26 protein-coding genes and 1 other RNA gene are annotated in these 24883 nt (G+C 72.3%); 21 read left to right on the top strand and 6 right to left on the bottom strand.

Annotated elements, in window-relative coordinates:
- Window positions 1–58: 58 nt before the first annotated feature.
- From EOT10_RS11530 to EOT10_RS11450, 17 genes are all read left to right on the top strand, one after another.
- Window positions 59–625: a DoxX family protein gene (locus EOT10_RS11530; protein ID WP_127828024.1), complete on the top strand. Its 567-nt coding sequence runs from the start codon at window positions 59–61 to the stop codon at window positions 623–625.
- A gap of 24 nt (window positions 626–649) precedes the next feature.
- Window positions 650–1039 carry a MazG-like family protein gene (locus tag EOT10_RS11525; protein WP_127828023.1) on the top strand — a complete coding sequence of 130 codons (390 nt, stop codon included), beginning with the start codon at window positions 650–652 and terminating at the stop codon, window positions 1037–1039.
- 67 nt (window positions 1040–1106) lie between these two features.
- A complete protein-coding gene (locus tag EOT10_RS11520; RefSeq protein ID WP_127828022.1) occupies window positions 1107–1673 on the top strand; it encodes an MOSC domain-containing protein in 567 nt (188 codons plus the stop codon).
- Window positions 1673–2257: a GrpB family protein gene (locus tag EOT10_RS11515; protein WP_127828021.1), complete on the top strand. Its 585-nt coding sequence runs from the start codon at window positions 1673–1675 to the stop codon at window positions 2255–2257. Before EOT10_RS11520 ends, EOT10_RS11515 begins: the two co-directional genes overlap by 1 nt.
- A gap of 85 nt (window positions 2258–2342) precedes the next feature.
- Window positions 2343–2618, top strand: coding sequence for a DUF1876 domain-containing protein (locus EOT10_RS11510; RefSeq protein WP_189491441.1), 276 nt, complete (start codon window positions 2343–2345; stop codon window positions 2616–2618).
- 181 nt (window positions 2619–2799) lie between these two features.
- A complete protein-coding gene (locus tag EOT10_RS11505; protein ID WP_127828020.1) occupies window positions 2800–3846 on the top strand; it encodes a sigma-70 family RNA polymerase sigma factor in 1047 nt (348 codons plus the stop codon).
- Between the two features lie 146 nt (window positions 3847–3992).
- On the top strand, window positions 3993–4937 hold the full coding sequence (locus EOT10_RS11500) for an ABC transporter ATP-binding protein (RefSeq protein WP_127828019.1): 945 nt from the start codon (window positions 3993–3995) through the stop codon (window positions 4935–4937).
- Complete coding sequence (locus EOT10_RS11495; protein WP_127828018.1) at window positions 4934–5704, top strand: MlaE family ABC transporter permease; 771 nt, start codon at window positions 4934–4936, stop codon at window positions 5702–5704. The genes EOT10_RS11500 and EOT10_RS11495 overlap by 4 nt, the downstream gene beginning before the upstream one ends.
- Before the next feature lie 3 nt (window positions 5705–5707).
- Window positions 5708–6511, top strand: coding sequence for an MlaE family ABC transporter permease (locus EOT10_RS11490; protein ID WP_127828017.1), 804 nt, complete (start codon window positions 5708–5710; stop codon window positions 6509–6511).
- A complete protein-coding gene (locus tag EOT10_RS11485) occupies window positions 6508–7752 on the top strand; it encodes an MCE family protein (RefSeq protein WP_127828016.1) in 1245 nt (414 codons plus the stop codon). Before EOT10_RS11490 ends, EOT10_RS11485 begins: the two co-directional genes overlap by 4 nt.
- On the top strand, window positions 7749–8786 hold the full coding sequence (locus EOT10_RS11480) for an MCE family protein (RefSeq protein WP_127828015.1): 1038 nt from the start codon (window positions 7749–7751) through the stop codon (window positions 8784–8786). Before EOT10_RS11485 ends, EOT10_RS11480 begins: the two co-directional genes overlap by 4 nt.
- Entirely contained in the window at window positions 8783–9946 is a 1164-nt protein-coding gene (locus tag EOT10_RS11475; protein ID WP_223280931.1) for an MCE family protein, read from the top strand. Before EOT10_RS11480 ends, EOT10_RS11475 begins: the two co-directional genes overlap by 4 nt.
- Window positions 9943–11067, top strand: coding sequence for an MCE family protein (locus EOT10_RS11470; protein WP_223280930.1), 1125 nt, complete (start codon window positions 9943–9945; stop codon window positions 11065–11067). The genes EOT10_RS11475 and EOT10_RS11470 overlap by 4 nt, the downstream gene beginning before the upstream one ends.
- Window positions 11064–12362: an MCE family protein gene (locus tag EOT10_RS11465; protein ID WP_127828014.1), complete on the top strand. Its 1299-nt coding sequence runs from the start codon at window positions 11064–11066 to the stop codon at window positions 12360–12362. The genes EOT10_RS11470 and EOT10_RS11465 overlap by 4 nt, the downstream gene beginning before the upstream one ends.
- A complete protein-coding gene (locus tag EOT10_RS11460) occupies window positions 12359–13636 on the top strand; it encodes an MCE family protein (protein ID WP_127828013.1) in 1278 nt (425 codons plus the stop codon). Before EOT10_RS11465 ends, EOT10_RS11460 begins: the two co-directional genes overlap by 4 nt.
- Window positions 13603–14145, top strand: a complete 543-nt coding sequence (locus EOT10_RS11455; RefSeq protein WP_431313282.1) for a hypothetical protein — start codon at window positions 13603–13605, stop codon at window positions 14143–14145. The genes EOT10_RS11460 and EOT10_RS11455 overlap by 34 nt, the downstream gene beginning before the upstream one ends.
- 42 nt (window positions 14146–14187) lie before the next feature.
- A complete protein-coding gene (locus EOT10_RS11450; RefSeq protein WP_127828012.1) occupies window positions 14188–15012 on the top strand; it encodes a hypothetical protein in 825 nt (274 codons plus the stop codon).
- Between the two features lie 86 nt (window positions 15013–15098).
- On the opposite strand, the gene EOT10_RS11445 is transcribed toward EOT10_RS11450, so the two are convergent.
- The 3 genes from EOT10_RS11445 to EOT10_RS11435 form a co-directional block, all read right to left on the bottom strand.
- Window positions 15099–15599, bottom strand: coding sequence for a hypothetical protein (locus EOT10_RS11445; protein WP_127828011.1), 501 nt, complete (start codon window positions 15597–15599; stop codon window positions 15099–15101).
- Between the two features lie 169 nt (window positions 15600–15768).
- Window positions 15769–16190: RNase P RNA component class A (gene rnpB, locus EOT10_RS11440), an RNA gene on the bottom strand.
- 29 nt (window positions 16191–16219) lie between these two features.
- Window positions 16220–17680: an RNB domain-containing ribonuclease gene (locus EOT10_RS11435; RefSeq protein WP_127828010.1), complete on the bottom strand. Its 1461-nt coding sequence runs from the start codon at window positions 17678–17680 to the stop codon at window positions 16220–16222.
- A 124-nt stretch (window positions 17681–17804) separates the two neighbouring features.
- On the opposite strand from EOT10_RS11435, the gene yaaA reads away from it, so the two are divergent.
- Together yaaA and eda are read left to right on the top strand one after the other, a co-directional pair.
- Window positions 17805–18611 (top strand): peroxide stress protein YaaA, encoded by an 807-nt coding sequence (gene yaaA, locus EOT10_RS11430; RefSeq protein ID WP_127828009.1) that lies wholly within the window; start codon window positions 17805–17807, stop codon window positions 18609–18611.
- Window positions 18612–18853: 242 nt separating this feature from the next.
- Window positions 18854–19474, top strand: coding sequence for a bifunctional 4-hydroxy-2-oxoglutarate aldolase/2-dehydro-3-deoxy-phosphogluconate aldolase (gene eda, locus EOT10_RS11425; protein WP_127828008.1), 621 nt, complete (start codon window positions 18854–18856; stop codon window positions 19472–19474).
- A 65-nt stretch (window positions 19475–19539) separates the two neighbouring features.
- Here the strand turns inward: eda and EOT10_RS11420 are convergent, their stop codons facing one another.
- The 3 genes from EOT10_RS11420 to EOT10_RS11410 are packed head-to-tail and all read right to left on the bottom strand — an operon-like array spanning window position 19540 to window position 22435.
- Entirely contained in the window at window positions 19540–20826 is a 1287-nt protein-coding gene (locus tag EOT10_RS11420) for a bifunctional RNase H/acid phosphatase (protein WP_127828007.1), read from the bottom strand.
- A gap of 11 nt (window positions 20827–20837) precedes the next feature.
- Complete coding sequence (locus EOT10_RS11415) at window positions 20838–21581, bottom strand: zinc ribbon domain-containing protein (RefSeq protein ID WP_189491473.1); 744 nt, start codon at window positions 21579–21581, stop codon at window positions 20838–20840.
- Window positions 21578–22435, bottom strand: coding sequence for a Nif3-like dinuclear metal center hexameric protein (locus EOT10_RS11410; RefSeq protein WP_127828005.1), 858 nt, complete (start codon window positions 22433–22435; stop codon window positions 21578–21580). Before EOT10_RS11410 ends, EOT10_RS11415 begins: the two co-directional genes overlap by 4 nt.
- A gap of 1001 nt (window positions 22436–23436) precedes the next feature.
- Between EOT10_RS11410 and EOT10_RS11405 the strand changes: the two genes are divergently transcribed.
- Both EOT10_RS11405 and EOT10_RS41270 read left to right on the top strand, forming a co-directional pair.
- Window positions 23437–24678, top strand: coding sequence for a hypothetical protein (locus tag EOT10_RS11405; protein WP_223280947.1), 1242 nt, complete (start codon window positions 23437–23439; stop codon window positions 24676–24678).
- Between the two features lie 46 nt (window positions 24679–24724).
- The gene (locus EOT10_RS41270; RefSeq protein WP_189491439.1) at window positions 24725–24883 is read left to right on the top strand and encodes a hypothetical protein; all 159 of its coding nucleotides are present in this window, start codon (window positions 24725–24727) and stop codon (window positions 24881–24883) included.

Below are 24883 nucleotides of genomic sequence, written 5' to 3'. Positions count from 1 at the left end.
GCCCGCGCACCGGGTGCCGGGGCCCGGCCTGCCGGACCGTAGGACCATGACTTGTGACATGCCTTGTATGGACCGACGTGACCTCGGACTGCTCGCGCTGCGCGTGGGCACGGGCGGCGTGCTCGCCGCTCACGGAGCGCAGAAACTCCTCGGCTGGTTCGGCGGCGGGGGCCTGCACGGGACGACCGCCGCGATGCAGGCCATGGGCTACGCCCCGGCCAAGGCGAGCGCTCTGGCCGCCGGCGTCGGCGAGGCGGGCGGCGGCGTCCTGCTCGCCCTCGGCCTCGCCACCCCCATGGCCGGCGCCGCGGCCGCCGGAACGATGGCCGGCGCGGCCGCCGTGCACGCGCCCAACGGGTTCTTCGCCCAGGGCGGCGGCTACGAGTACCCGGCCTTCCTCGGCTTCGTCGCCGCCGGACTCGCGGTGACCGGCGCGGGCCGCTACTCCCTCGACCATGTGCTGGGCCACGTCCTCGACCGGCACTGGATGGTGCCGGCCGCGCTCGTGGGCAGCGCCGCCGCCGCGCTCGCGGTCGTCGGCTCGCGCAACAGGCGGGTGGGCGGGCCGAGCCCGGAGGAGGGTTCCGGCGATGCGGACGATTCCCCGGAGACCATGGAGGAGTAGCCCGTCCGTGACAGGCTGCGGTGCATGCCCGAGAACACTCGACCCGAGAACACTCAGCGCGAGTTCGCCCCGCTCACCTACGACCACGTGTGGGACACCGTCGAGCGGCTGCGCGCCTGGCTCGACGCGAACGGCCGGCGCACCGGGCAGGACGCCGTCCTGCTGCGCGTGCTGAAGCTGTCGGAGGAGGTCGGCGAGGTCGCCGAGGCGGTCATCGGCGCCACGGGACAGAACCCGCGCAAGGGCGAGAGCCACTCCTGGCAGGACGTCGAGGCGGAACTCTGCGACGTCGTGGTGACGGCCCTCGTCGCCCTGCGCACCCTCACCCCCGACGCCCCCGAGGTGTTCGCCGCGCACCTGCGCAAGGTGGCGGAAAGGTCGCTCATCGGCCAGGTGCCGCCGCCCGGGAGGTAGAACGCTTCGGGACGTGGGATTAGGGTCCGCGGTGGATCACGATCACCAAACGGAGACGGGGGCCCGCATGAGCGGTGACGGCAGGTTCGACGGCGGCACGATCATCGCGGTCAGCAGCAACGGAACGTACTCCTTCACGAAGCCGAACCGGGAGAGCATCACGCTGCTCGCCGGGCTCGGGGTCGAGGGTGACGTGCACGCGGGTGTCACGGTCAAGCACCGTTCGCGCGTCGCGCAGGACCCGACCCGGCCGAACCTGCGGCAGGTCCACCTCATGCACGAGGAGCTGTTCGCCGAGGTCGGCGAGCGCGGCTTCTCCGTGGCACCCGGCGACCTCGGCGAGAACGTCACGACGACCGGCATCGACCTGCTCGCCCTGCCCACGGGCACGCTGCTGCACCTGGGCGAGGACGGCGCGGTCGTCGAGGTCACGGGCCTGCGCAACCCGTGTCTGCAGATCGACCAATTCCAGGACGGGCTGCTCAAGCAGGTCGTCGGGCGCGACGAGAGCGGCGCGGTCGTCCTCAAGGGCGGCATCATGAGCGTCGTACGGACCGGTGGCGTGGTGCGTCCCGGTGACGCGATCCGCGTCGTCCTGCCGGACGGGCCGCACATCCCGCTGGAGCGCGTCTGATGACGACGGAGTCGGAGGTGCCCGTCGTCGTCCCGTACGACGCCGCCTGGCGTGAGCGGGGCCTCGCACTGTGCGCCGAACTCGGCGCCGCGCTCGGCCCGTTGGCGCTGCGCGTGGAGCACATCGGCAGTACGTCGATCCCGGGGATGGCGGCGAAGCCGGTCTACGACCTCCAGGTGAGCGTCGCCGGCCTGGACGAGGCGGAGGCCGTGTTCGCCCCGCCCCTCGCCGGCCTGGGCTTCACTCTCTCCCCCTACCGCCGCGACCATGTGCCGGCCGGCCTGGAGGACGACCTGTCCCGCTGGGCCAAGCGCTTCTGGTTCCGCCGCGGCCCGGCCGCCGACCCCGTCAACCTGCACGTCCGCCGCACCGGCTCCCCCAACGAGCGCCTGGCCCTGCTGTTCCGCGACTGGTTCCGCGCCCACCCGGCGGCGGTCCCGGCGTACGCCCACTTCAAGTACGCCCTCGCGTCCAGGGTCTCCGACACCGGCACGTACGCGGACATCAAGGACCCGGTGGTCGACCTGGTGATCGTGGTGGCGGAGGCATGGGCGGCGGAGACGGGCTGGACACCGGACGCGTGAGCGCGTGAGCCCGTGAGCGCGTGAGCGCGTGCGCGGATGCGCTGGGAGGCGCACGCTGGTAACAGCAGTTCCGGAGGTGATCGCGATGCCGGCACAGACCACTGTCGGATGGCATGTAGAGCTGGAATTCGAGGAAGACACCCACCGCACGCGCGCCGCCGCGCTCGTCCGGCTTCCCGACGGGAGCGAGGTAAGAGCCCACGGCTACGCCAGCCGCCACCCCTCCGACACGAACCAGCCCCGGGTCGGTGAGGAGATCGCGGGTGCGAGGGCGCTCAACGAGCTGGCGATGAAGATGCTGACGAAGGCGCACGACGAGATCGACGAGGCGTCGGGGCGGACGTCGCATCCGCTGAGGTGAGGGTCCCGGGGAGTCCGCTGACCGACCCCTGACCGAGCCCTGACCGACCACGGACCGGCCACAGACCGACCTCCGACCGACGGCTCTCCGGCAACGGTGTGGACTCGATGGGCCCCGCCCCCTCCACAGCCGCGGATACCGGGCGGTAATGTCGCCATCCGCCGGACGTGAAGGGGCCCTCATGGCGACGGACATCCCTGCGGAGATACGAGCGGCCGACGACCGTTGGCGGCGCATGTGGAGCCACCGCGAGCAACTGCTCAAGGTGGCCCGGCGCCGGTCGATGAGCCCGGAGGACGCCGAGGACGCGGTGCACGAGGCGATGCTGCGCGCCGCGGAACGCCCCGAACTCGACGACGAGCGCCTCGGGGCGTGGCTGACGACGGTGACCGTGCGGCTGTGCATCGACCGGTACCGGCAGGTCAGCCGCGAGGCCGAGGTGCACCGCAGCCCCACCCTCACCGCGCCGGGTCCGGTGCCTGTCGAGGAGGCGGTGTGTGACCGGGCCGAGGCCCGGTGGCTGGCCGTGCGCAGCGGGGAACTGCCCGCGCGTCAGGCGGAGGCGCTGCGGCTGAAGTCCGAGGACCTCGACGTCGGCCAGGTCGCCGTGCGCATGGGGCTGAGCTATCGCACCGTGGAGTCACTGCTCGCCAGGGCGCGGCGGACGCTGCGGAACTCGCTGGCCGGGACGCTGGGCCTGGCCCTGTTCCTGTGGGGGCGTGGCAGGCTGCGCGCGGGCGGGCACATACAGGCCGTGGCGATGACCTCGACGGCCGCGACCCTGGTGGTGGCGGGGTGTGTCCTGCCGTACGTCCACGGCGCGGACGGGCGGGGCGCGGCGTCCCGGCCGCCGGTGTCCCGCACCGAGCGGGCGGCGGCCCCGGAGACACTGCGGCCGAACGGCGCCGCCCGGACGGTCACGCCGCAGCGCGGGGATACGCCGACGCCCGGTGATACGTCGAAGCCCGCTGATACGCCGACCGCGACGCCCTCCCCTTCACCTGACGGTCACGGACGGTCGCCGCTGGCGCTCCCCGTGCCGTCGCTGCCGGACGCCTCGCTGGCACCGGTGCCGTCCGTGCCCGGTGTCCCGGGCGTTCCCGGAGCGTCCGGCCTGCCTCGTGTTCCCGGGCTCCCCGACGCGCCGGCCGCGTCCACGGTCCCGACGAAGCTCCCGCCCGTACCGAAGGCTCCCGTCGGGGCACCGACCACGCCCGCACTGCCGTAGCACTCCCGAAACCTCGAACAGCACCCCCCGAAACCCTCGAAACTCTCGAACTCTCGAAAAGAAATCCGTGTCCGCCGCGACGGACGCCCGGTCCCTCCCCGTAGAGCAGTTGTCGGAGCTGCTCCACTGCGCGAAGGATGGACCGGATGGGTGTCGAGATCTGTGTGGAAGGGCTGACCAAGTCCTTCGGCCACCAGGTCGTCTGGCAGGACGTCTCCCTCACGCTGCCCGCCGGAGAGGTCTCGGTCATGCTCGGCCCGTCGGGCACGGGCAAGTCGGTGTTCCTCAAGACGCTCGTCGGGCTGCTGAAGCCGGACCGGGGCTCCGTGACGATCGCGGGCCGGGACATCACGAGGCTGCGCGAGCACGAACTCTACGAAGTGCGGAAGTTGTTCGGCGTGCTGTTCCAGGACGGCGCGCTGTTCGGGTCGATGAACCTGTACGACAACATCGCCTTCCCGCTGCGCGAGCACACCCGTAAGTCCGAGAGCGAGATCCGGCGCATCGTGCTGGAGAAGATGGACCTGGTCGGGCTGCTCGGTGCCGAGCGGAAGCTGCCGGGCGAGATCTCCGGCGGGATGCGCAAACGGGCCGGTCTCGCGCGGGCCCTGGTGCTCGACCCGGAGATCATCCTGTTCGACGAGCCGGACTCGGGCCTCGACCCCGTACGCGTCGCCTACCTCAACCAGCTCATCGTCGACCTCAACGCGCAGATCGACGCCACCTTCCTGATCGTCACGCACGACATCGCCTCGGCCCGTCAAGTGCCGGACAACATCGGCCTGTTGTTCCGGCGCGAGCTGGTGGTGTTCGGGCCCCGCGAGAAGCTCCTGACCAGTGACGAGCCGGTCGTCCGGCAGTTCCTGAACGGCCGGATGGAGGGGCCGATCGGGATGGCGGAGGAGAAGGACGCCGCGCAGGTCGAGCAGGAGCTGGCGCGCCTCGGCGACGTGGACCGCAAGGCACGGCACGCCGGCAACGACATGACGCCGCGCCTGCTGCCCGGGCCCGGCATCACCCGCCCGCCCCGCTGGGAGGCGATCGCGCGGCGCGAGGCCGAGCTGCACCGCAAGGAGGCGGCGGACGCATGAGCCTGTCACCGACCGGGGCGCTCCGGCAGTCGGGGAACCTCTTCGCGATGGCCCTGGACGTGATCAGGACCGTGCCCCGACGCCCCTTCCAGGCACGGGAGTTCATCCAGCAGGCGTGGTTCGTCGCGAGCGTCACGATCCTGCCGACGGCCCTCGTGTCGATCCCCTTCGGGGCCGTCATCGCGCTCCAGATCGGCAGCCTGACCCGGCAGCTCGGCGCCCAGTCGTTCTCCGGGGCCGCCTCGGTCCTCGCGGTGCTGCGGGAGGCCTCGCCGATCGTCACGGCGCTGCTGATCGCGGGCGCGGGCGGCACGGCGATCTGCGCGGATCTCGGGGCGCGGAAGATCCGTGAGGAGATCGACGCGATGCAGGTGCTCGGCATCGACCCCATCCACCGTCTGGTCGTCCCGCGTGTGCTGGCGTCGATGGTGGTGGCGGTGCTGCTCAACGGCCTGGTGTCGGTGGTCGGTGTCGCGGGCGGCTACTTCTTCAACGTCGTGCTGCAGAACGGCACTCCGGGTGCCTATCTCGCCTCGTTCACCACGCTCGCCCAGCTCTCGGACCTGTGGGCGGCGGAGATCAAGGCGCTGGTGTTCGGTGCGATCGCCGCGATCGTCGCCTCGTACAAGGGGCTGACGGCGAAGGGCGGGCCGAAGGGGGTGGGTGACGCGGTGAACCAGTCCGTGGTGATCACCTTCATGTTGCTGTTCGTGACGAACTTCGTGATGACCGCCGTGTACTTCCAAGTCGTTCCGCAGAGGGGCTGAGGGATGGCGCTGCTGAAAGCCCTGGAGGACCTGGGCAGTCAACTGTCGTTCTACGGGCGCTCGTTGGCGTGGACGGGCCGCACGGTCCGCCGCTACAAGAAGGAGATCCTGCGGCTGCTCGCCGAGGTGAGCTTCGGGCGCGGCGCCCTCGCCGTCGTGGGCGGCACGGTCGGTGTCATCGCCTTCCTGTCGTTCTTCACCGGCACGGAGGTGGGCCTGCAGGGGTACGCGGCGCTGAACCAGCTCGGCACGTCCAACTTCGTGGCGTTCCTTTCGGCGTACTTCAACACCCGGGAGATCGCTCCCCTGGTGGCGGGTCTCGCGCTCTCGGCGACGGTCGGCGCGGGCTTCACCGCGCAGCTCGGCGCGATGCGGATCAGCGAGGAGACCGACGCCCTCGAAGTCATGGGCGTGCCCTCGCTGCCGTTCCTGGTGACCACCCGGATGATCGCCGGTTTCCTCGCGGTGATCCCGCTGTACGTGGTGGGGCTGCTGTCCTCGTACTTCGCCGCCCGCACCATCACCACCGGCTACTACGGCCAGTCGGCGGGCACGTACGACCACTACTTCCAGCAGTACCTGCCGCCGGTCGACGTGCTGTGGTCCTTCGGGAAGGTGCTCGTCTTCGCCGTGCTGATCATCCTGGTGCACTGCTTCTACGGCTATTACGCGAGCGGCGGCCCGGCGGGCGTCGGTGTCGCCGTGGGCCGCGCCGTGCGCACCTCGATCGTCGCGATCAACGTCCTGGACTTCTTCCTGTCGCTCGCGATCTGGGGCGCCAACACGACCGTACGGATAGCGGGATGAGCCGGAGCAGAGTGCTGAGACTGCGGCTGTACGGCGTCGTGTTCCTCGCGGTGCTCGCGCTGCTGCTGTCCCTGTCCGTCGCCGTGTACCAGCAGGTGTTCACCTCGGTCGTACGGATCACGCTCGAAGCCGACAGCCTCGGCAACCAGCTCGATCCGCGCGCCGACGTCAAGCTGCGCGGGCTGCTCGTCGGCGAGGTGCGCGCCGTGCACTCGGACGGGCGGAAGGCGACCCTCGACCTCGCGCTCGATCCGCAGTACGTCGCGGACATCCCCTCCGACGTGCACGCGCGCCTGCTGCCCAAGACGCTGTTCGGCGAGAAGTACGTCGACCTGGTAGCGCCCCCGCACGCCTCGGCGCGGCCCATCCACGCCGGGGACGTCATCACCCAGGACCGCACCCGCGTCGGCATCGAACTCCAGCAGCTGATGAACGACCTGCTGCCGCTGCTGCGGACCGTGCGGCCCGGCGAGCTCAACGCCACGCTGTCCGCGTTCGCCACCGCCCTCGAAGGGCGCGGCGACCGGATCGGCGGCAACCTCACGCGCGTGGAGGACTATCTGCACCGCCTCAATCCTCATCTGCCGTCCCTCACCGAGGACTTCGCGCGCCTCGCCGACGTCGCCGAGGTGTACGGCGACGCGGCGCCCGACCTGATGGCGATCCTCCGCAACACCGTGACCACCAGCCGTACCGTCGTCGAGGAGCGGGACCGGCTCGCGGCCGCCCTCTCCACGACGGCCACCGCCGCGCACACCGGGGACGACTTCCTGCGCGCGAACGGCGACCGGCTGATCACCCTCGGCCGGGTCTCGCGGCCGACGCTCGGGCTCTTCGCCCGGTACGCGCCCGAGTACCCCTGCCTTCTCGCCGGCCTGGTCCGCCAGGAGAAGGCCTCCGAACAGGCATTCCAGGGCGGCAAGATGCACATCACGCTCGAAGTGGTCCGCCAGCAGGGCGCGTACCAGCCCGGCGAGTATCCCCGCTACGCCGACCGGTCGGGGCCGAACTGCCGTGGCATGCCGCATCCGCAGGTGCCCGCGCCGGGGGTGCATCTCGACGACGGGTCGAAGCAGGGGAGTCCGGCCGGTCCGGCCGGTGTGTCCGCCACCCGGGCCGAGCAGCGCGCCGTCGGCTCGCTCGTCGCGCCTGTCCTGGGCGTGCCCGAGGACGAGGTGCCGCCGGTGGCGACCCTGCTGTTCGGGCCGATGGCACGCGGAACGGCGGTGAGCGTCACATGAGGACGTCGGGAGCCCGGCGGGCCGCCGCCCCGCTGATCAAGTTCAGCCTCTTCGCGGTGGTGACGATCCTGGCGACGGCGCTGCTCGCCGCCACCATCGTCAACATCTCCTTCACGCCCGAGCGCACGTATCACGCGGTGTTCAGCGACGTCACCGGCCTGGAGAAGGGCGACGACATCCGGGTGGCCGGGGTGCGGGTCGGCCAGGTGGAGGGCATCCGGATCAAGGACCGGACGCTGGCGGAGGTCACCTTCACGGTCGGCGCGGACCGTCCGCTGCTGCGGAGCACCGGCGCGGTCGTCCGCTACCGGAACCTCGTGGGACAGCGTTACGTGGCCCTGACCGAGGGCGCGGGCGACGGCACAGAGCTGAAGCCGGGCGCCACGATCCCGCTGTCGCGCACCCGGCCCGCCCTCGACCTCAACGCGCTGCTGAACGGCTTCAAGCCCCTGTTCGCCGCGCTCAGCCCCGACGACGTCAACCAGCTCGCCACCGAGATCATCCGGACCCTCCAGGGCGAGGGCGGCACGGTCAACAGCCTGCTCGTGCACACGGCTTCGCTCACCACGACCCTGGCCGGCCGCGACAAGCTGATCGGCTCGGTGATCGACAACCTCAACACCGTGCTCGGGACCCTCGACAAGCGCGGCGCCCGCTTCTCCGGGCTGCTCAAGCAGCTCCGGCGGCTGATCTCCGGCCTGTCCGCCGACCGCAAGCCCATCGGGCAGTCGCTGGTGAACATCGGCGACCTGACCGACGCCACGTCGGGGCTGCTCAAGGACGCCCGCCCGCCCCTGAAGGACGACATCGCCCGGCTGACCGATGTCACCGGAACGCTGAACAGGAACGAGAAGACCGTGGAGGGCGTCCTGCAGAGGCTGCCGAACAAGCTGAACGACCTGACGGGGACGGCGTCCTACGGCTCGTGGTTCAACTTCTACCTCTGCGACTTCGACGGCCGGATCGTGCTGCCGAAGACGAAGCAGGTACTCACCCCCGAACTGCACGTGGCGAGGGCGAGGTGCGGCGCATGAGCCGTAAGCACCGCCCGGAACCGCTGGTCAAGGTCCGGATAGACCCGCCCAGGCTGCCGAAGCTGCCGCCGGTACGGCTGCTGCCGCGCCGGGCACCGCGCCCCCGCCGCCCGGAACCCCTGGTCAAGGTCCGCATAGACCCGCCGAAGCTGCCCCGTGTACGGATCCGCCGCCCGCACCTCACCCCCTTCCGCGAGCGGAACCCCGTGGTGATCGGAGCCGTCGGGCTCAGCGTCCTCGCACTCCTTGCCGTGGCCGCGTTCAACGCCGACAGCCTGCCGCTGATCGGCGACGGCGAGACGTACAGCGCGGCCTTCTCGGAGGCGGGCGGACTCAAGCCGGGCGACCAGGTGACCATCGCCGGCGTCAAGGTCGGCAAGGTCGAGAACGTCGACCTCGACGGTGACCACGTCAAGGTCACCTTCAAGGTCAAGGGCGACCCCGCGTTCGGCACCCGGACCGGCGCCGCGATCCGCGTCAGGACGATCCTCGGCGCGAAGTACCTCGCGCTGCGCCCCGAAGGACCGGGTCAGCTGAAGCCCGGCAGTGAGATTCCGCTGAGGCGGACGACCCCGGCCTACGACGTCGTGCAGGCGTTCAGCGATCTCACGACCACGACGGAGAAGGTCGACACCGACCGTCTCGCCACGGCCCTCGACACCCTCTCCACCACCTTCCAGGACTCGCCCGCCGAGGTACGGGCGTCCATCAAGGGCCTGTCGAAGATCTCCCGGACGGTCGCCTCGCGCGACCAGGCCCTCGGCGAACTCCTCGACCACGCGAACGGCGTGACGGGCGTCCTCGCCGAGCACTCCAAGGACTTCTCCGCACTGGTCAAGGACGGCGACAAGCTGTTCAAGGAGATCAGCAGGCGGCGCCAGGCGATCCACAAGCTGCTGAAGAGCTCCGTCACGCTCGGCATCGAGCTCTCCGGCCTCGTCGACGACAACGACAAGGAGATCGGGCCCGCGCTCAAAGGCCTGAACCGTGTGGTGCGGATGCTCGAACGCAACCAGGCGAGCCTCGACCGGAGCGTCAAGCTGCTCGCGCCCTACGTACGGGTCTTCGGCAACACCCTCGGCAACGGCCGGTGGTTCGACTCCTACGTCCAGAACCTGGTCGCCGCCCCGGTGGTGCCGCGCACGGGAGGCACCCGGTGAAGAACCTGAAGAAGCGCGTGGCCGTGGTCACCGCACTCGCCCTCGTCGCCTCGCTCACCTACGTGCTGTGGCCGCGTACCGGGTCCGTGCACGTCACCGCGTACTTCCCGCGCACCGTCGGCATCTACCCCGGCTCGGACGTCCGCGTCCTCGGCGTCCGCATCGGCAGGGTCGAGAAGATCACTCCGGAGGGCGGCCGGGTGCGGGTGGAGCTGTCGTACGAGGAGGGCCGCAGGGTCCCGGCGGACGCGCAGGCCGCGATCATCAACTCGTCGGTGGTCAGCGACCGTTACGTGCAGCTGCTGCCGGTGTACCGCAAGGGCGCGCTGCTGCGGGACGGTGACGTCATCCCCGAGACGCGGACGGCCGTGCCGGTCGAGCTGGACCGCGTCTTCGACAGCCTGCACACGACGGCCGACGCGCTCGGGCCCAAGGGCGCCAACAAGAAGGGCTCCCTGGCGCGGCTGCTCGGCGTGAGCGCGGACAACCTCGACGGCCAGGGCGAGAACCTCAACCGGACGGTCAAGGACCTCTCGCAGGCCGTCACCACCCTGTCCGACGGCCGCTCCGACCTGTTCGGCACGGTACGGAACCTTCAGGTGTTCACGGCGGCGCTCGCGGCCGACGACAAGAGCGTGCGGTCGTTCAACACCAGCCTCTCCGAGGTCGCCGCGCAGCTGGCGGGCGAGCGCGGGGACCTCGCGGAGGCGCTGCGGAACCTGGGGACGGCGCTCGGCGACGTGTCGGTCTTCGTGAAGAAGAACAAGAAGTCGCTGACCTCTGACGTGAAGGGCCTGAGCAAGGTGACCAAGGTGCTCGTCACCCAACGGGCCGCGCTGGAGGAGCTGTTGGACGTCGCCCCCACGGGCCTGTCGAACCTGAACGACGCCTACAACCCGTCCTCCGGCACCCTCGACACCCGCAACAACGCCCAACAGGCCCAGGACCCGGCCTCGTTGCTGTGTTCCGTGCTGCGGACGACCGGCGACGAGGGCGGCAAGAACCCCGACTGCAAGGAGCTGAAGAAGCTCTTCGACTCCCTGCCGAAGGTGCCCAAGGGCCCCGCGGCCACGGGCACGGTCGACCGGACGCTCGGCGGAATCCTGGGGGCGAGCGCATGAGCGCACTGCGCAGAGCCGGGGCGGTCACCTGGGTGGCCGTCGGCTCCCTGCTGCTGTCCGGCTGCGGGTTCAACGGCTGGTACGACGTCCAGCTGCCCGGCGGAGCCGCTTCCGACGGGCACGCGTACCACGTCACCGTCGAGTTCCGGGACGTCCTCGACCTGGTGCCGCAGTCGGCGGTGAAGGTCGACAACGTCACCGTGGGCGCCGTCGAGAAGGTGCAGCTGGACGGCTGGCACGCGCGCGTACGGCTGCGGATCGCCGACGACGTGAAGCTGCCGGCCAACGCGCTCGCCGGGCTGCGGCAGACCAGCATCCTCGGCGAGAAGTACGTCGCGCTGTCCGCCCCGCCCGGCACCGCGCCGGTGGGCCGGCTCCGCGACGGCGACCGCATCCCGCTGTCCCGCAGCGGGCGCAACCCGGAGATCGAGGAGGTGCTGTCCGCGCTGTCCGCACTGCTCAACGGCGGCGGGGTGGCCCAGCTCAAGACGATCACCGTGGAGCTGAACAAGGCCCTGGACGGCCGGGAGAACCGGGTCCGGTCGCTGCTCAAGGAGCTGAACACGTTCATCGGCGGCCTGGACGACCAGCGCCACGACATCGTCCGCGCCCTCAAGGCCGTCGACCGGCTCGCGGGACGGCTCGGCAAGGAGAAGAAGACGATCGCCCGGGCCGTCGACACCATGCCGCCGGCCCTGAAGGTCCTCGCCGACCAGCGCCGCGACCTGACGAAAATGCTCACCGCCCTGTCGAAGCTCGGCAAGACGGGCACCAAGGTGGTCAACGCCTCGCACGACGACACCGTCGCGAACCTGAGACAGCTGCGACCGGTCCTGCAGCAGCTGGACAAGGCGGGCGACGACCTGCCCAACTCGCTTGAGCTGCTGACCACTTACCCGTTCCCGCGCAACGCGGTGGACGCCGTCAAGGGCGACTACGTCAACCTCAAGATCACCGCGGACCTGGACCTGAGGGACCTGTACGGGAATGTGACGGGCGGGTCCGGCAAGCCCGGCAAGGGGCACGGCGGTTCCCAGGGCCCCCAGGCCCCCGGACTGCCGGATCTCCCGGACCTCCCGCACGTGCCGGATCTGCCGCATGTCCCGGCTCCCACGCCGCGCCCGAGCACTCCGAGCCTGCCGTCGGCCCCGTCGGGCGGCGGTGGTGGAGGCGGTGGAGGTGGCGGTCCGCTGTGCCCGCCGGTGTGCACCAGCAGCTACACCACCCCAGGAGCGCTTCCCGAGGGCATCGACCTCGCGCTCGCCGAGCTGATGCTGAAGGGGGTTCAGCCGTGATCACCCGCATGGTCAAGGCCCAGCTGCTCGCCTTCGCCACCGTCACCGCCGTCGGGGTGTCGTACGTCGGCGCCGCGTACACCGGCCTGGCGGACCGCGTCCTGGACCGCGGCTACACCGTACGAGCGGACTTCGCCGACTCCGGGGGCGTCTTCCCCGGCGCCGAGGTCACCTACCGCGGAGTGCCGGTGGGCCGCGTCGGCGCGCTGCGGCTCACCGGCTCGGGCGGGGTGTCGGTGGCCCTGGACATCAAGGACGGCACACAGCGCATACCGGCGGACACCCTCGCCGTCGTCGCGAACCGTTCCGCGGTGGGCGAGCAGTACGTCGATCTGCAGCCGCGCACGTCACACGGCCCGTATCTGCTCGACGGCGGCTCCATCCCGCGCGCCCGCACGCGCCTGCCGCTGCCCACCACGGACCTCGTCCTCAGCCTTGACCGCCTGGTGAAGTCGGTCGGCAAGGACGATCTGCGGGTCACCGTCGACGAGTTGGACAAGGCGTTCTCCGGCACCGGTCCGAACCTGAGCCGCCTCGTCGACTCGGGCAACGAGCTCGTGGACTCGGCGTCCGGGTCCCTCCCCCAGACGGTCTCGCTGATCGAGGACTCGCGGAAGGTCCTCAAGACGCAGGCCGACCAGGGCTCGTCCATCAAGTCGTTCGCACACGACCTGGCCGCGCTCAGCGCGCAGTTGAAGTCGAGCGACGGAGACCTGCGCAAGCTGATCGGCAACGCGACACCGGCCGCGCAGGAGTTGAACTCGCTGCTGAAGGACATCTCACCGCGCCTCTCCGTCCTGCTGGCCAATCTCATCAGCGGCGGCCAGGTCACGCTGGCCCGGCTGCCCGGCGTGGAACAGGCCCTGGTCACCTTCCCCGCTCTGGTCGCGGGCAGCTACACGGTCGTGCCGGGCGACGGCACGACCCACTTCGGCCTCGTGGTGAACGCCGACGACCCGCCGCCGTGCACCCAGGGGTACGGGACGGCGCGGCGCGACCCCGCGGACACCAGCACGCGCGAGGCGAACACCGACGCGCGCTGCACGGCCCCGCGCGGAAGCAAGACGTCGGTGCGGGGCACGCAGAACGCCCCCGGCGCGCGGGCCACTTCCGGCGGCGCGCAGCAGTCGGCGTACGTCGCCCCGTACGACCCCGAGACCGGCACTACGACCGGTCCGGACGGAAGGCCCGTCGAGATCGGCTCGACAGGCGGACAGCAGACCGTATTCGGAAAGGAGTCCTGGCAATGGCTGCTCGTCGGACCGATGTCATGAGGTGGGGCGCGAGGCGGGTCATGAACGCCCTGTCGGGCAGGGCCTGGACGGTGGGACTCGTCGTGGCGACGGTCCTCAGCACAGCACTGGCCGGCTGGCTCGGCCTCCGCCTCCACGACCGGCACGAGGCGGATCAGCGGCGCCAGGACGTCCTGGCCGCGGCCCGCCAGTCGGCGCTGAACTTCACCTCGCTCGACTACCGGCACTACGACCGGGACAGCGCGAACGTCCTGGAGGGCGCCACCGGCGACTTCAAGAAGCAGTTCGCCGCGCAGACCGCACAGTTGACCAGGCTCGTCACGGAGAACAAGTCCGTGTCCGAGGGCCAGGTGCTCGAAGCGGGCGTCATCCGCTCCGACGCGCACGCGGCCCGCGTCCTGGTGGTCGCCGACAGCAAGGTGACCAACACGGCGGCGCCCAGGGGCGAGGCCCGCACGTATCGGCTGCAGCTCGACCTGGTGCACCGGGGCGGCCGCTGGCTGACGTCCGACGTCGAGTTCGTCGGCTGATCGCCCCACTCTCCACCCGTACCACCCTTGAGGAGCAATACCGTGGCGAAGACGACCAACCGAAGCCGCGGCTCCGGTGCCGCTTCCGGCACCCGGCGCACCATGACCGCGGCCGCCCGCGCGGCGGCCAAGCGCGCGGAGCGCGGCCACCGCGAGCCGGGTCCGTCGGCCACCGGCGAGGAGGCCTCGGTGCAGCGCGCAACGCCGGACGCCGGACGCACCCTGCTCATCGAGCCCCCGCAGGAGGGCGGCTGGGACGATCCGCCCGAGCCGTCGCCGGAGTCCTTCGGCGAGGACGCTCCGCGGGACGAGGCCGAGGTCGAGGCCGAGGTCGAGCCCGGCTCCGGCACGCGGGCGCGGCGCGGGCGGCGACGCCTGCTCACCGCGGTCCTCTGCGTCCTGCTCGTTGCGGGCCTGGCAGCCGTCGCCGTGCTCGGGTGGCGCTACCGGGAGGGAGCGCGGGCGGACGAGGCGCGCGGGCAGGCACTCACGGCCGCGCGGCAGGCGGCCCCGGTCGTCCTCTCGTACGACTACCGGCATCTGGACCGCGACTTCAGCGCGGCGCGCGCCCGGCTCACCGGCCACTTCCGCGACCAGTACGGCAGGACCACGGCAACGGTGGTCGGGCCGACGGCGAGGAAGTACCACGGGGTGGTCAGGGCGACGGTGGCGCGGCCCACGGGCGGCGGCTCCCCGGCGGCGTCCGTGGTCTCGGCCTCCGCGGACCGGGCCGTGATCCTTCTCTTCGTCAACCAGGTGACCACGAGCACCCAGGTCCAGGGCTCCCGCGTGGACCAGAACCGGGTGCGGATGACGCTGACGCGTACGGCCGGCGGCTGGAAGGTGAGCGCGGTCGACGCGCTGTGACCTCGCCGTCTTCCAGCGCCGCTGTTGCGATGCCCCCGCCTCGGAGAGAGCAGGACAAGGCGGGGGCATCGTCACGTCACCAGGTGTCAGTGGAAGAGCAGGGAGGCGTCACCGGCGGCGGTGGAGACCGATCCCGGGCAGAGGAAGCTGCCGGAGGTCTTCGTCGCGGTGAACGCCTGGTTCACGTACTTGCGGGTGGTCGTGTCGCGGTTCCACAGGGTGTTGGTCGCCTTGTAGCGGCAGGAGATGCCGCTCATCGTTCCGGTGATGTCGATGACGTCGGCCGTCGCGTGGCCGGCCGCGTCGTCGAAGGTGACGTTGGGGTTGTTGTTGAGGGCGGCGGTGATGCCCCCGGTACAGCTCAGGTTGCCGCCCGGATTGTTGATGCTGGTTCGGTCGATGGACAGCGCGGTGGGCGGGTTGGCGCTGGTCCGGGCGTTGGTCCAGGTGCAGGTGTTGCCCGCGACGACGATCACGCCGTCGACCTGTTGCGTCGCGGTGGTTCCGGAGGTCGCGGCCGTAGCCGCTCCGGCGGTGGCCGCGATGATCAGGGCGGTGACACACGAGAGGGTCGAGAACTGCCTCATGTCGCTCCTTCTGGCCGCGTCTCTGTGGGGTGTGAGCGTCATGGAAGGTCCCACAGGGACCTTGAATTGTCAGGTGCCCGTCAACTTTTTGGCCGGATAGCGCTACCTCGAACGAGGTGTCCCGGACTCCCCTTGAAGGGGCGGACGTGAAGGGCCAGAAGTGAAGGGGCAGACGAGTCGGGCTGTACGCCGGGTTCTGTCGCCCGGTCGCCTCGCGGCGGCCGGGGAGACGGCCATCCATCTAGGGCCGGCGTTGCCGCCGGCCTCGTGCGGTCTACCCGCGGACTCGGGCGGGCAGCCCTCGAACGTCCGCGCAGAACCGCTGCCTTTTACAAAGCGGCGCTTCCTTTTGACCTTGCTCCAGGTGGGGTTTACCTAGCCGCCTGAGTCACCTCAGGCGCTGGTGGTCTCTTACACCACCGTTTCACCCTTACCGAGGGCCTCACGGTCCCCGGCGGTCTGTTTTCTGTGGCACTGTCCCGCGGGTCACCCCGGGTGGCCGTTAGCCACCACCTTGCCCTGTGGAGCCCGGACGTTCCTCGGGAGAATCCCTCGTGAAAGGGGCCCTCACGCGACCGTCCGCCCGGCTCGTCTGCCGTGCCGACCATGCTACCCGGCGCTCAGGCGGGAGCGAACTGCACCTTTGCCGTGCCCGGGGCCGCCTGTGTCAGGCGTACGCGCAGCCGCTCCCCCAGCGGCAGCGGTGCCGTGCCGCCCTCGATGCGGGCGACGACCGCCGGGTCGGTCAACTGGACGGTGCCGATGGAGGGTTCGTCGTCCATCACGTCGACCACGCACGCGTCGAAGGTCTCGCCGATCCGGTCCTTGAGGAGCGCGGCCTCGACGATGTCGACGCACTCGCGCTCGACCGTGTTGGCCCGGCGCGCGCCGTCCGCCATCTCCTTCGGCAGGGCGGGCAGCGCCGCGAGCACCCACTCCGGGGGCGGGCTGCCCGCGGACGCGGCCAGGCACAGTTCGGAGGCGTAGCGGTCGGCGAGGCGGCGCAGTGGGGCCGTGCAGTGGGCGTAGGGCGCGGCGACGGCGGAGTGGACGGTGAGGCCGGGGAGCGTGCCGCCGCTGAACACGGTGTAGCCCGCGCCGCGCAGGAGCGTCGTGCACTCCTGGAGGAACGCCGCGTGGTGCGGCTGCCGGGGGTCGAGCGAGCGGACGAGCTGCGCGTACGGGACGTGGTGGGGCCAGTCGATGCGCAGGGCGACGGCCGTGCGGCGCAGGCGGCCGACGGCTCCGTCGGGGGCGGCGGGCAGGGTGCGCAGGATGCCGGTGCCGGCGGCGAGCATGAGGTCGGCGGCGGCCATGCCGGTGAGCAGGGAGATCTGCGCGTTCCAGCCGTCGGCGGGGAGCGGGGCGCGGTAGCCGAGGACGTAGCGGCCGTCGCGTTCGGTGATCTCCTGTTCGGGGACGTTGAGGGAGATGCCGCCGCGCTCGGTCTCCCGTTGTTCGCGCAGGCGGCCGATGTCGCGCAGGAGGGCTACGGGTTCCTCGGCGGTGCCGTCGTCGATCGCCCGCTGTACGCCTTCGTAGTCGAGTTTGGCGCGGCTGCGGACGGTGGCGCGGGTGACGTCGGTGGCGACGGTGCGCCCGTCGGCGTCGAGGTCGAGGGTCCACAGGACGGCGGGGCGGGTCTGGCCGGGCAGGAGGCTGGCGGCGCCTTCGCTGAGCACGGCCGGGTGCAGCGGGACCTTCCCGTCGGGGAAGTAGAGGGTGGTGACGCGGCGGTGGGCCTCGCCGTCGAGGAGTGCGCCGGGCGTGAGGTACGCGGCGACGTCGGCGATGGCGTAGCGGACGCGGTAGCCGCCGGCGGCGCGGCGCGACAGGTGCATGGCCTGGTCGAGGTCGACGGAGGTGGGCGGGTCGATCGTGAAGAAGGGGATGTCGGTGGCGTCCCGGACCGGCTGCGGCGAGGGTGGGGGCGGGTGCGGGGCCGCCGCGGCCCGTTCCGCCTCGGCGAGGACGTCGGCCGGGAAGGCCCCGGGCACGCCGAGGGACGTACGCAGGTCACGCAGTGCGGCGCGCAGCGGGGCCTCGGCTGCGCCGGTCACACGGAGATGACGGCGGGGCATGCACCGAGCGTAGGACGGGGCGGGGCGGTCGGCACCCCGTGCTTTTCCGTACCCTTTCGCAGGGGCCCCGCACGGCCCGCACCCCCGTCACGCGTTACGCGCCACCGCCCCGAGGAGTCCGATCGTGCTCGTGCTGCTGCCGCCGTCCGAAGGCAAGGCCCCGTCGGGCCGCGGCGCCCCGCTGAAGCCTGAGTCGCTGTCCCTGCCGGGGCTCGCCGGGGCGCGGCAGGCCGTGTTCGACGAGCTGGTCGAGCTGTGCGCCGCCGACGAGGACAAGGCGCGCGACGTCCTCGGTCTCAGCGAGGGGCTGCGCGGCGAGGTCGCCAAGAACGCGGAGCTGCGTACGGCGGGCGCGCGTCCCGCCGGGGAGATCTACACCGGTGTCCTCTACGACGCCCTGGGTCTCGCCACCCTGGACGCGGCGGCGAAGCGCCGGGCGGCGCGTTCGCTGCTCGTCTTCTCCGGCCTGTGGGGCGCGGTGCGGGTGAGCGACCGGATCCCGTCGTACCGCTGCTCGATGGGCGTGAAGCTGCCGGGGCTCGGCGCGCTCGGCGCGCACTGGCGGGCGCCGATGGCCGAGGTGCTGCCGGAGGCTGCCGGGGACGGGCTCGTGCTCGACCTGCGCTCGTCGGCGTACACGGGCGCGTGGAAGCCGAAGGGTGAGGTCGCGGGGCGTACGGCGACGGTGCGGGTGCTGCACGCGCAGACCGACCCGGTGACCGGCATGGAGAAGCGGTCGGTCGTCTCGCACTTCAACAAGGCGACGAAGGGCCGGATCGTGCGCACGCTCCTGGAGACCGGTGTCGCGCCCGCGGGCCCGGCCGAGCTGGTCGAGGCGCTGCGGGATCTGGGCTACGTGGTGGAGGCGAAGGCGCCCGCGAAGGCGGGGACGGCGTGGGCGCTCGATGTCGTGGTGACGCAGATCCACTGACGTGAGCCGGTTGGCGTGAGCCGGCTGACGTGAGCCAGCGACGTGAGCCGGGTGACGTGAGCCAGCGACGTGAGCCGGGTGACGTGAGCCAGCGACGTGAGCCGGGTGACGTGAGCCAGCGACGTGAGCCGGTGGGCGTGAGCCAGCGACGTGAGCCGGTGGGCGTGAGCCGGTAGAAGCAGGCATTGCAGCATGCGCAACGGTCTTTGCGCATGCTGCTCGCGCCGGGGCAGGATGGCCCCATGACTGAATCCTCCGTGCTCGATCTCGCCCCCGTCGTCCCCGTCGTCGTCGTGGAGGACGTCGCCGACGCCGTGCCGCTCGCGCGGGCGCTCGTCGCGGGTGGCCTGCCGGCGATCGAGGTGACGCTGCGGACCCCGGCCGCGCTCGACGCGATCCGCGCCATCGCCGCCGAGGTGCCGGACGCCGTCGTCGGCGCGGGCACGGTCATCTCGCCGCGGAACGTCGCCGACTCCGTCGCCGCCGGCGCGCGCTTCCTCGTCAGCCCCGGCTGGACGGACGCGCTGCTCGACGCGATGAAGGCGTCCGGGGTGCCGTTCCTGCCGGGCGTCTCCACGACGTCCGAGGTCGTGGCGCTCCTGGAGCGCGGGGTGAGCGAGATGAAGTTCTTCCCGGCCGAGGCCGCCGGTGGTGTGCCGTATCTGAAGTCCCTCGCGGGCCCCCTGCCTCAGGCGCGCTTCTGCCCGACCGGCGGGGTCTCCCTCGGCTCGGCGCCCTCGTACCTGGCACTGAAGAACGTGGGCTGTGTGGGCGGCAGTTGGATGCTTCCTGCGGACGCGGTGGCGGCCAAGGACTGGGCGCGGATCGAGACGCTGGCCCACGAAGCGGCCGGCCTGCGCTGATCTCGGAGGCCCCGCCCCCGAAACCCCCGAACCCTCGCGCCCCCGAACCCCCGCGCCCCTCGTCCTCAGACGCCGGACGGGTTGTTCGTCCTCAGGTGTGCCGTCTCGTTGAAAAGCCGCACGCTCGCGTTCCCGTCCCGGTAATACGCGACCGCCGAGAGCGACGCCGCCGAGAGCTCCATCCGGAACAGTGACTCCGGCGGCGCGCCCAGCGCGAGGCGCAGCAGCGTCTTGATGGGCGTGACGTGCGTGACCAGGAGGACCGTGCGGCCCGCGTACTGGCCCACGAGCCGGTCCCGGGCCGCGGCGACCCGGCGGGAGACCGCCGCGAAGCTCTCGCCGCCCCCGGTCGGCTCCGCCTTCGACGAGGAGAGCCAGGCGCTGATGTCGTCCGGGTAGCGCTCGCGGACCTCCCCGAAGGTGAGCCCCTCCCACGCCCCGAAGTCGGTCTCGCGCAGGCCCTCTTCGATGTGCACGTCGAGCCCGAGGCGCGCGGCGACGGCCCCCGCCGTCTCCTGGCAGCGCCTGAGCGGCGACGACACGATCGCCTCGACGGTGCCGCGCGCGGCGAGCGCGGCCGCGACCCGCTCGGCCTGCTCGCGTCCCGCCGCGGACAGCTCGGGGTCACCGCCGCCCGAGCCGGAGAACCGCTTCTCGGGCGTCAGCGCGGTCTCCCCGTGGCGGAGGAGTACGAAGGTGGCGGGCGCGCCGAGATCGGGAGCTCCCGACCAGCCGGGCGCGGCGGTCGTGGAAGCAGCGGGAGCCGTGGTCGTGGCCGGGGCCGCCACGTTCTGCGCGGCCCGCACGTCCGCCCCGGCACCGCCCCGTGTCCCCGCGAGCGCGGCCCGCGCCTTCGCCGCGCCGGCCGCCGCGTCCCCTGGCGGGCCCGAGGGCTTCGGCACGTCGAGTTCGGCCGTGGACCGGGCGGCGGACCACTGCTCGCCCCGCTTGCCCGCGTCCATCGCCTCGTTGGCGAGCCGGTCCGCGTGCTTGTTCCGCTCGCGCGGGATCCACTCGTACGTCACCTGCGCCGACGGGAAGACGGTCGACGCCTCCGCGGCGAGGGGGCGCATGTCGGGGTGCTTGATCTTCCAGCGGCCCGACATCTGCTCGACGACGAGCTTGGAGTCCATGCGTACGTGGACGGCGGCGGCCGGGTCGAGGGCATGGGCGGCGCGCAGGCCGGCCACGAGCCCCCGGTACTCGGCGACGTTGTTCGTCGCGATACCGATGTACTCGGCGGCCTCCGCCAGGGTCTCCCCCGTCGCCGCGTCGATGACGACCGAGCCGTAGCCCGCGGGACCCGGGTTGCCCCGGGAACCGCCGTCGGCCTCGACGATGAACTCCCGCACGACGAAGGCTCCTACAGGCCGGACTCGGACGTGCGCACCAGGATCCGGTGGCAGTTCTCGCAGCGCACGACCTCGTCGGGGGCGGCGGCGCGCACCTCGTTGAGCTCGGTGATGTTCAGCTCCAGCTGGCAGCCCTCGCAGCGGCGCTGGTAGAGGCGGGCCGCACCGACGCCGGCCTCCTTCGCGCGCAGCTTGTCGTAGAGCTTCAGCAGGTCCTCGGGGACGGAACCGGCGATGACCTGGCGCTCCTTGGTGACCGAGGCGACCTCGCCGTCGATCTCCTCGAACGCGGCGTCGCGGCGGGCCGTCGCGTCGTTGATCTTGCCCTCGACGGAGGCGACCCGGCCGGTCAGCTCCTCGAAACGCTCCTGCGCGGACTCGCGGCGCTCCATGACCTCGAGGACGACGTCCTCCAGGTCACCCTGGCGCTTGGCGAGCGAGGCGATCTCGTGCTGGAGGTTCTCCAGGTCCCGGGGGGACGTGACGGCGCCGGAGTCGAGGCGCTGCTGGTCGCGGGCGGCGCGCTGGCGGACCTGGTCGACGTCCTGCTCGGCCTTGGTCTGCTCGCGGGCGCAGTCGCTCTCCTCGGTCTGCGCGGCGACGTGCAGGTCGCGCAGCTGCGTGAGGTCCTTGTTCAGCGACTCGATCTCGGCGTGCTCGGGCAGCGACTTGCGCTTGTGGGCGAGCTGCGACAGTCGTACGTCCAGGGCCTGGACGTCGAGGAGTCGGATCTGGTCGGCGGGCGCGGCGTTCAGTTGGGGGCTCCAGTTGGGATCGGTGTGGCGTTGGACGCCGCGTGGGCGGTCCAGGGGTCGGTGACCGTCTTCGAGACGTGGACGCGAAGTCCCCATCCGCTGCGGTCGGAGATCTCGTCGAGCTGGGCTGCGGCCAGCTCGCACCAAGGCTGTTCGGTGGCCCAGTGCGCGGCGTCGAGCAGCGCGAGGGGGCTCTGCTCGCGGGCCTCGGAGGCGGGGTGGTGGCGCAGGTCCGCGGTGAGGAAGGCGTCGACGCCCGCGGCGCGCACGTCGGCGAAGAGGCTGTCGCCGGAGCCGCCGCTGACGGCGACCGTGCGGATCGTCGCTTCGAGGTCGCCGGATACGCGGATGCCCTGGGCGGTGGCGGGCAGCCGGTCGGCGGCCCGCCCGACCAGTTCGCGCAGGGTGACGGGGTGTTCGAGCTCGCAGATCCGGCCGAGTCCGCGGCGGCCCGCGGGGTCGGTCGGGTCCGGTACGAGGGGGCCGGTGACGCGCAGGTCGAGGGCGCCGGCGAGCGCGTCGGAGACTCCCGGGTCGGCGCGGTCGGCGTTGGTGTGCGCGACGTGCAGCGCGACGTCGTTCTTGATCAGGGTGTGGACGACACGACCCTTGAACGTGGAGGCGGCGACGGTCGTCGTGCCGCGCAGATAGAGCGGGTGGTGCGTGACCAGGAGGTCCGCGCCCAGCTTCACCGCCTCGTCGACGGTCTCCTGGACGGGGTCCACGGCGAACAGGACCCGCGTGACCTCGGCGTCGGGGTCGCCGGCGACCGTACCGACCGCGTCCCACGACTCGGCCCGCTCGGGGGGCCACAGCTTCTCGAGCGCGGCGATGACTTCAGACAGACGGGGCACGGTGAAAGGCTACCTTCCCTCCTCACCCCCTCGGCCCTGCCTCACGTCCGTCCGGGTCCGGTAGCGGTACGGGCTCACGTACCGCTACCGGACGCGGACGGTCGGCTACTTGGCGTGGTGGCCGCGCAGGTCGTCGAGGACGGAGTTCGCGGCGCTGACGCCAGCCCTCCCGGACGTGCAAGCACATCCGACCCACGCCTTTCAGGCAGATACGGACATGGCCACCCTTTGGTGTGAAGCCTGGGCCGCGAGTGCCACGGCAGCGCGTGCGAAAACTAGCTTCGGCTCGGACGAACCGGAGGTGAGTGATCCCCATGACGGCCTTGGCGATCGAGCCCACGACGGAGCCGGAGAGCGGAGCGGGCCCGGAGAGTGGACCGGGCCCGGCGTGCGGACCGGACCCGGACAGCGGGGAGGCCCCGGACCCCGACCCGGCCCGGGAGGAGGGACCCGCGGTCCCGGACAGCGCGCGGACCCCTGAGCACCGGCAGGACGACGGCACCGGGGAGCCCCCGGAGAGCGGCCACGCCGTGGAGAAGGAACGGGTCCCGCACGACGGGCCGCGACAGGAACACCGGCGGGCGCTGGGACGCGGGGTGGCGCAGGACGCCGCCCGCGGCCGTGCGGACGAGCAGCCCGGGCGGTCCCCCCAGGTCCCCGGCACCACGCAGGAGCCACGGGCCGCCCAGGACCCACGGGCCGCCCAGGACCCACGGGCCGCCCAGGAGCCGAGCGGCCCCCCGCGCGCGGGCAACCCGTCGGACGCCGAGTCCGCCGCACCTGCCATAGCTGCCACGCCCGACATGCCTGCGGCGCCCGCCGCGCCCGCCGCGCCTACGACGACGCCCGCCGCCCCGGCCCCCCGGATGCCCGGCCCCCTCGCGCCCACCCGGCCCACGGCCGCTTCCCCGAACGTCGCTCCCCCGACGCCCGGCCCCCTGACACCGGTCCTGCCGACGGCCACTGCCCCCGTACCCGCCCGGCCGACGGCCGCTCCCCCGATGCCCGCCGCGCCCGTGCCCACGCCCGCCCCACCGGCACCCACGCCCGCCCCACCCACAGCCACCCCACACACCCCCACCTCACCCCCCACTCCCCCACCCGCCGCCTGCGTCCTCACCGCCGACGGGGCCTACGCCGCGCGGCTCGCCTGCGACGGGACGTCGTGGTTCCCGGAGCGCTGGACCCTGGACGGGCCCGAGCCGTACGCCGTGCCGTTGCCCGGGAATCAGCCGGAGGAGCCCGGGACCGAGGTGGCGCCCATGGGCGACGGGCGGGTGCTCATCCGGCGCGTGGTGGACGGACGGCACGCGTTCTCGCTGCTGTATCCGACCGGCCCCGGGACGGGCGAGGTGCCTCTCGGGGCCGTGGAATGCGGGGAGTTGGCCCTGTTACCGCCGGCGCCGGACGGCAGGTGCGCGTACGCCGTCGCCGTGGGCGAGACGTCGACGACGCTGTGGCGGGTCGCGGGCGGCGCGTTCGGGCCCGAGTGCGTGACCGAGATCCCGGGGCACTGCACGGGCGGCGTGTGGCTGGACCGTACGGGCCGGATGCTGGCCCTGGACCGCTCACTCGACGGTGGTCCCGCCAAGGCGGTCGCCGTGGACCTGGGGCGGGGCGGCGAGGTGACGCCGCTGCTGCAGATCACGGACGGCAGCGCGGACCGGCTGCTGCTGGCCGACCCGGACAGCGGGCTGCTGCTGCTCCGCTCGGACGCGCCGTCGCCCGGCCATGAGCGCCTCGGCTGGGGCGTGCTTGGCTCGACGCTGCCGGTGCGCTTCCCCGAGTGTCTGCGCCTCGACGACTGCGCGGTGACGCCGTTCGCGATCCAGCCGGGTCAGACGCTGATGCCGGAGAGCTGTGCGGTGGCGCTGCGGATCGACGGCGCGGCGGGCACCTGGCTGGGACTGTGGCGGCCCGCGGAACGGCGGCTGCACCAAGTCGCCGCCCCACAGGGCTGGTTGGCGGGCGCAGGGCTGTGGACGCGTGACGGCGAGCTGCAACTCCCGTACTCCACCGGGGTCGTGCCGTGCGGTGTCGCACGGACGTCGGTGCCGGATCCCGCCGACCATTCCGCCGGCCATCCCGCCGGCCATCCCGCCTGCCATCAGGCCGAGTCGGTCGCGCGGGCGGTGCCCGAGCCGCCTTCCGCGCCCCGTCCGGTGCCGCTCCAGCAGGCTCCTCTAGCGGGACTCAGGCGACGCGCGACAACCGCCGGGACACGGACGGCGCCCGCCGGTTAGACTCGCCCGGCTGTATCGAAGGATCTTGTTACGGGGTGAGTTTCCGATGGCCGAGACGATGAACGCGGAGATGACCACGGCGGAGTCCAGGGAGGCGGCGGACCGGTCCGCCGGTCCCGGCCGGCACCGTGGTGGAGTGTCCTCGCGCGACGAGAACGCGGCGCCGCGAGGCCGGCACCGCAGGGTCCAGTCCGAACAGGGCTGA

The sequence above is a fragment of the Streptomyces antnestii genome, assembly GCF_004005495.1.
GTDB classification, from domain to species: domain Bacteria; phylum Actinomycetota; class Actinomycetes; order Streptomycetales; family Streptomycetaceae; genus Streptomyces; species Streptomyces antnestii.
This window is presented reverse-complemented; position numbering and strand designations above follow the sequence as displayed.

Coding starts and splice junctions, on each gene's coding strand:
- EOT10_RS11530 (WP_127828024.1), top strand. CDS start 59: ATGCCTTGTATGGACCGACGTGACCTCGGACTGCTCGCGCTGCGCGTG.
- EOT10_RS11525 (WP_127828023.1), top strand. CDS start 650: ATGCCCGAGAACACTCGACCCGAGAACACTCAGCGCGAGTTCGCCCCG.
- EOT10_RS11520 (WP_127828022.1), top strand. CDS start 1,107: ATGAGCGGTGACGGCAGGTTCGACGGCGGCACGATCATCGCGGTCAGC.
- EOT10_RS11515 (WP_127828021.1), top strand. CDS start 1,673: ATGACGACGGAGTCGGAGGTGCCCGTCGTCGTCCCGTACGACGCCGCC.
- EOT10_RS11510 (WP_189491441.1), top strand. CDS start 2,343: ATGCCGGCACAGACCACTGTCGGATGGCATGTAGAGCTGGAATTCGAG.
- EOT10_RS11505 (WP_127828020.1), top strand. CDS start 2,800: ATGGCGACGGACATCCCTGCGGAGATACGAGCGGCCGACGACCGTTGG.
- EOT10_RS11500 (WP_127828019.1), top strand. CDS start 3,993: ATGGGTGTCGAGATCTGTGTGGAAGGGCTGACCAAGTCCTTCGGCCAC.
- EOT10_RS11495 (WP_127828018.1), top strand. CDS start 4,934: ATGAGCCTGTCACCGACCGGGGCGCTCCGGCAGTCGGGGAACCTCTTC.
- EOT10_RS11490 (WP_127828017.1), top strand. CDS start 5,708: ATGGCGCTGCTGAAAGCCCTGGAGGACCTGGGCAGTCAACTGTCGTTC.
- EOT10_RS11485 (WP_127828016.1), top strand. CDS start 6,508: ATGAGCCGGAGCAGAGTGCTGAGACTGCGGCTGTACGGCGTCGTGTTC.
- EOT10_RS11480 (WP_127828015.1), top strand. CDS start 7,749: ATGAGGACGTCGGGAGCCCGGCGGGCCGCCGCCCCGCTGATCAAGTTC.
- EOT10_RS11475 (WP_223280931.1), top strand. CDS start 8,783: ATGAGCCGTAAGCACCGCCCGGAACCGCTGGTCAAGGTCCGGATAGAC.
- EOT10_RS11465 (WP_127828014.1), top strand. CDS start 11,064: ATGAGCGCACTGCGCAGAGCCGGGGCGGTCACCTGGGTGGCCGTCGGC.
- EOT10_RS11445 (WP_127828011.1), bottom strand. CDS start 15,599: ATGAGGCAGTTCTCGACCCTCTCGTGTGTCACCGCCCTGATCATCGCG.
- EOT10_RS11435 (WP_127828010.1), bottom strand. CDS start 17,680: ATGCCCCGCCGTCATCTCCGTGTGACCGGCGCAGCCGAGGCCCCGCTG.
- eda (WP_127828008.1), top strand. CDS start 18,854: ATGACTGAATCCTCCGTGCTCGATCTCGCCCCCGTCGTCCCCGTCGTC.
- EOT10_RS11405 (WP_223280947.1), top strand. CDS start 23,437: ATGCCCGCCGCGCCCGTGCCCACGCCCGCCCCACCGGCACCCACGCCC.
- EOT10_RS41270 (WP_189491439.1), top strand. CDS start 24,725: ATGGCCGAGACGATGAACGCGGAGATGACCACGGCGGAGTCCAGGGAG.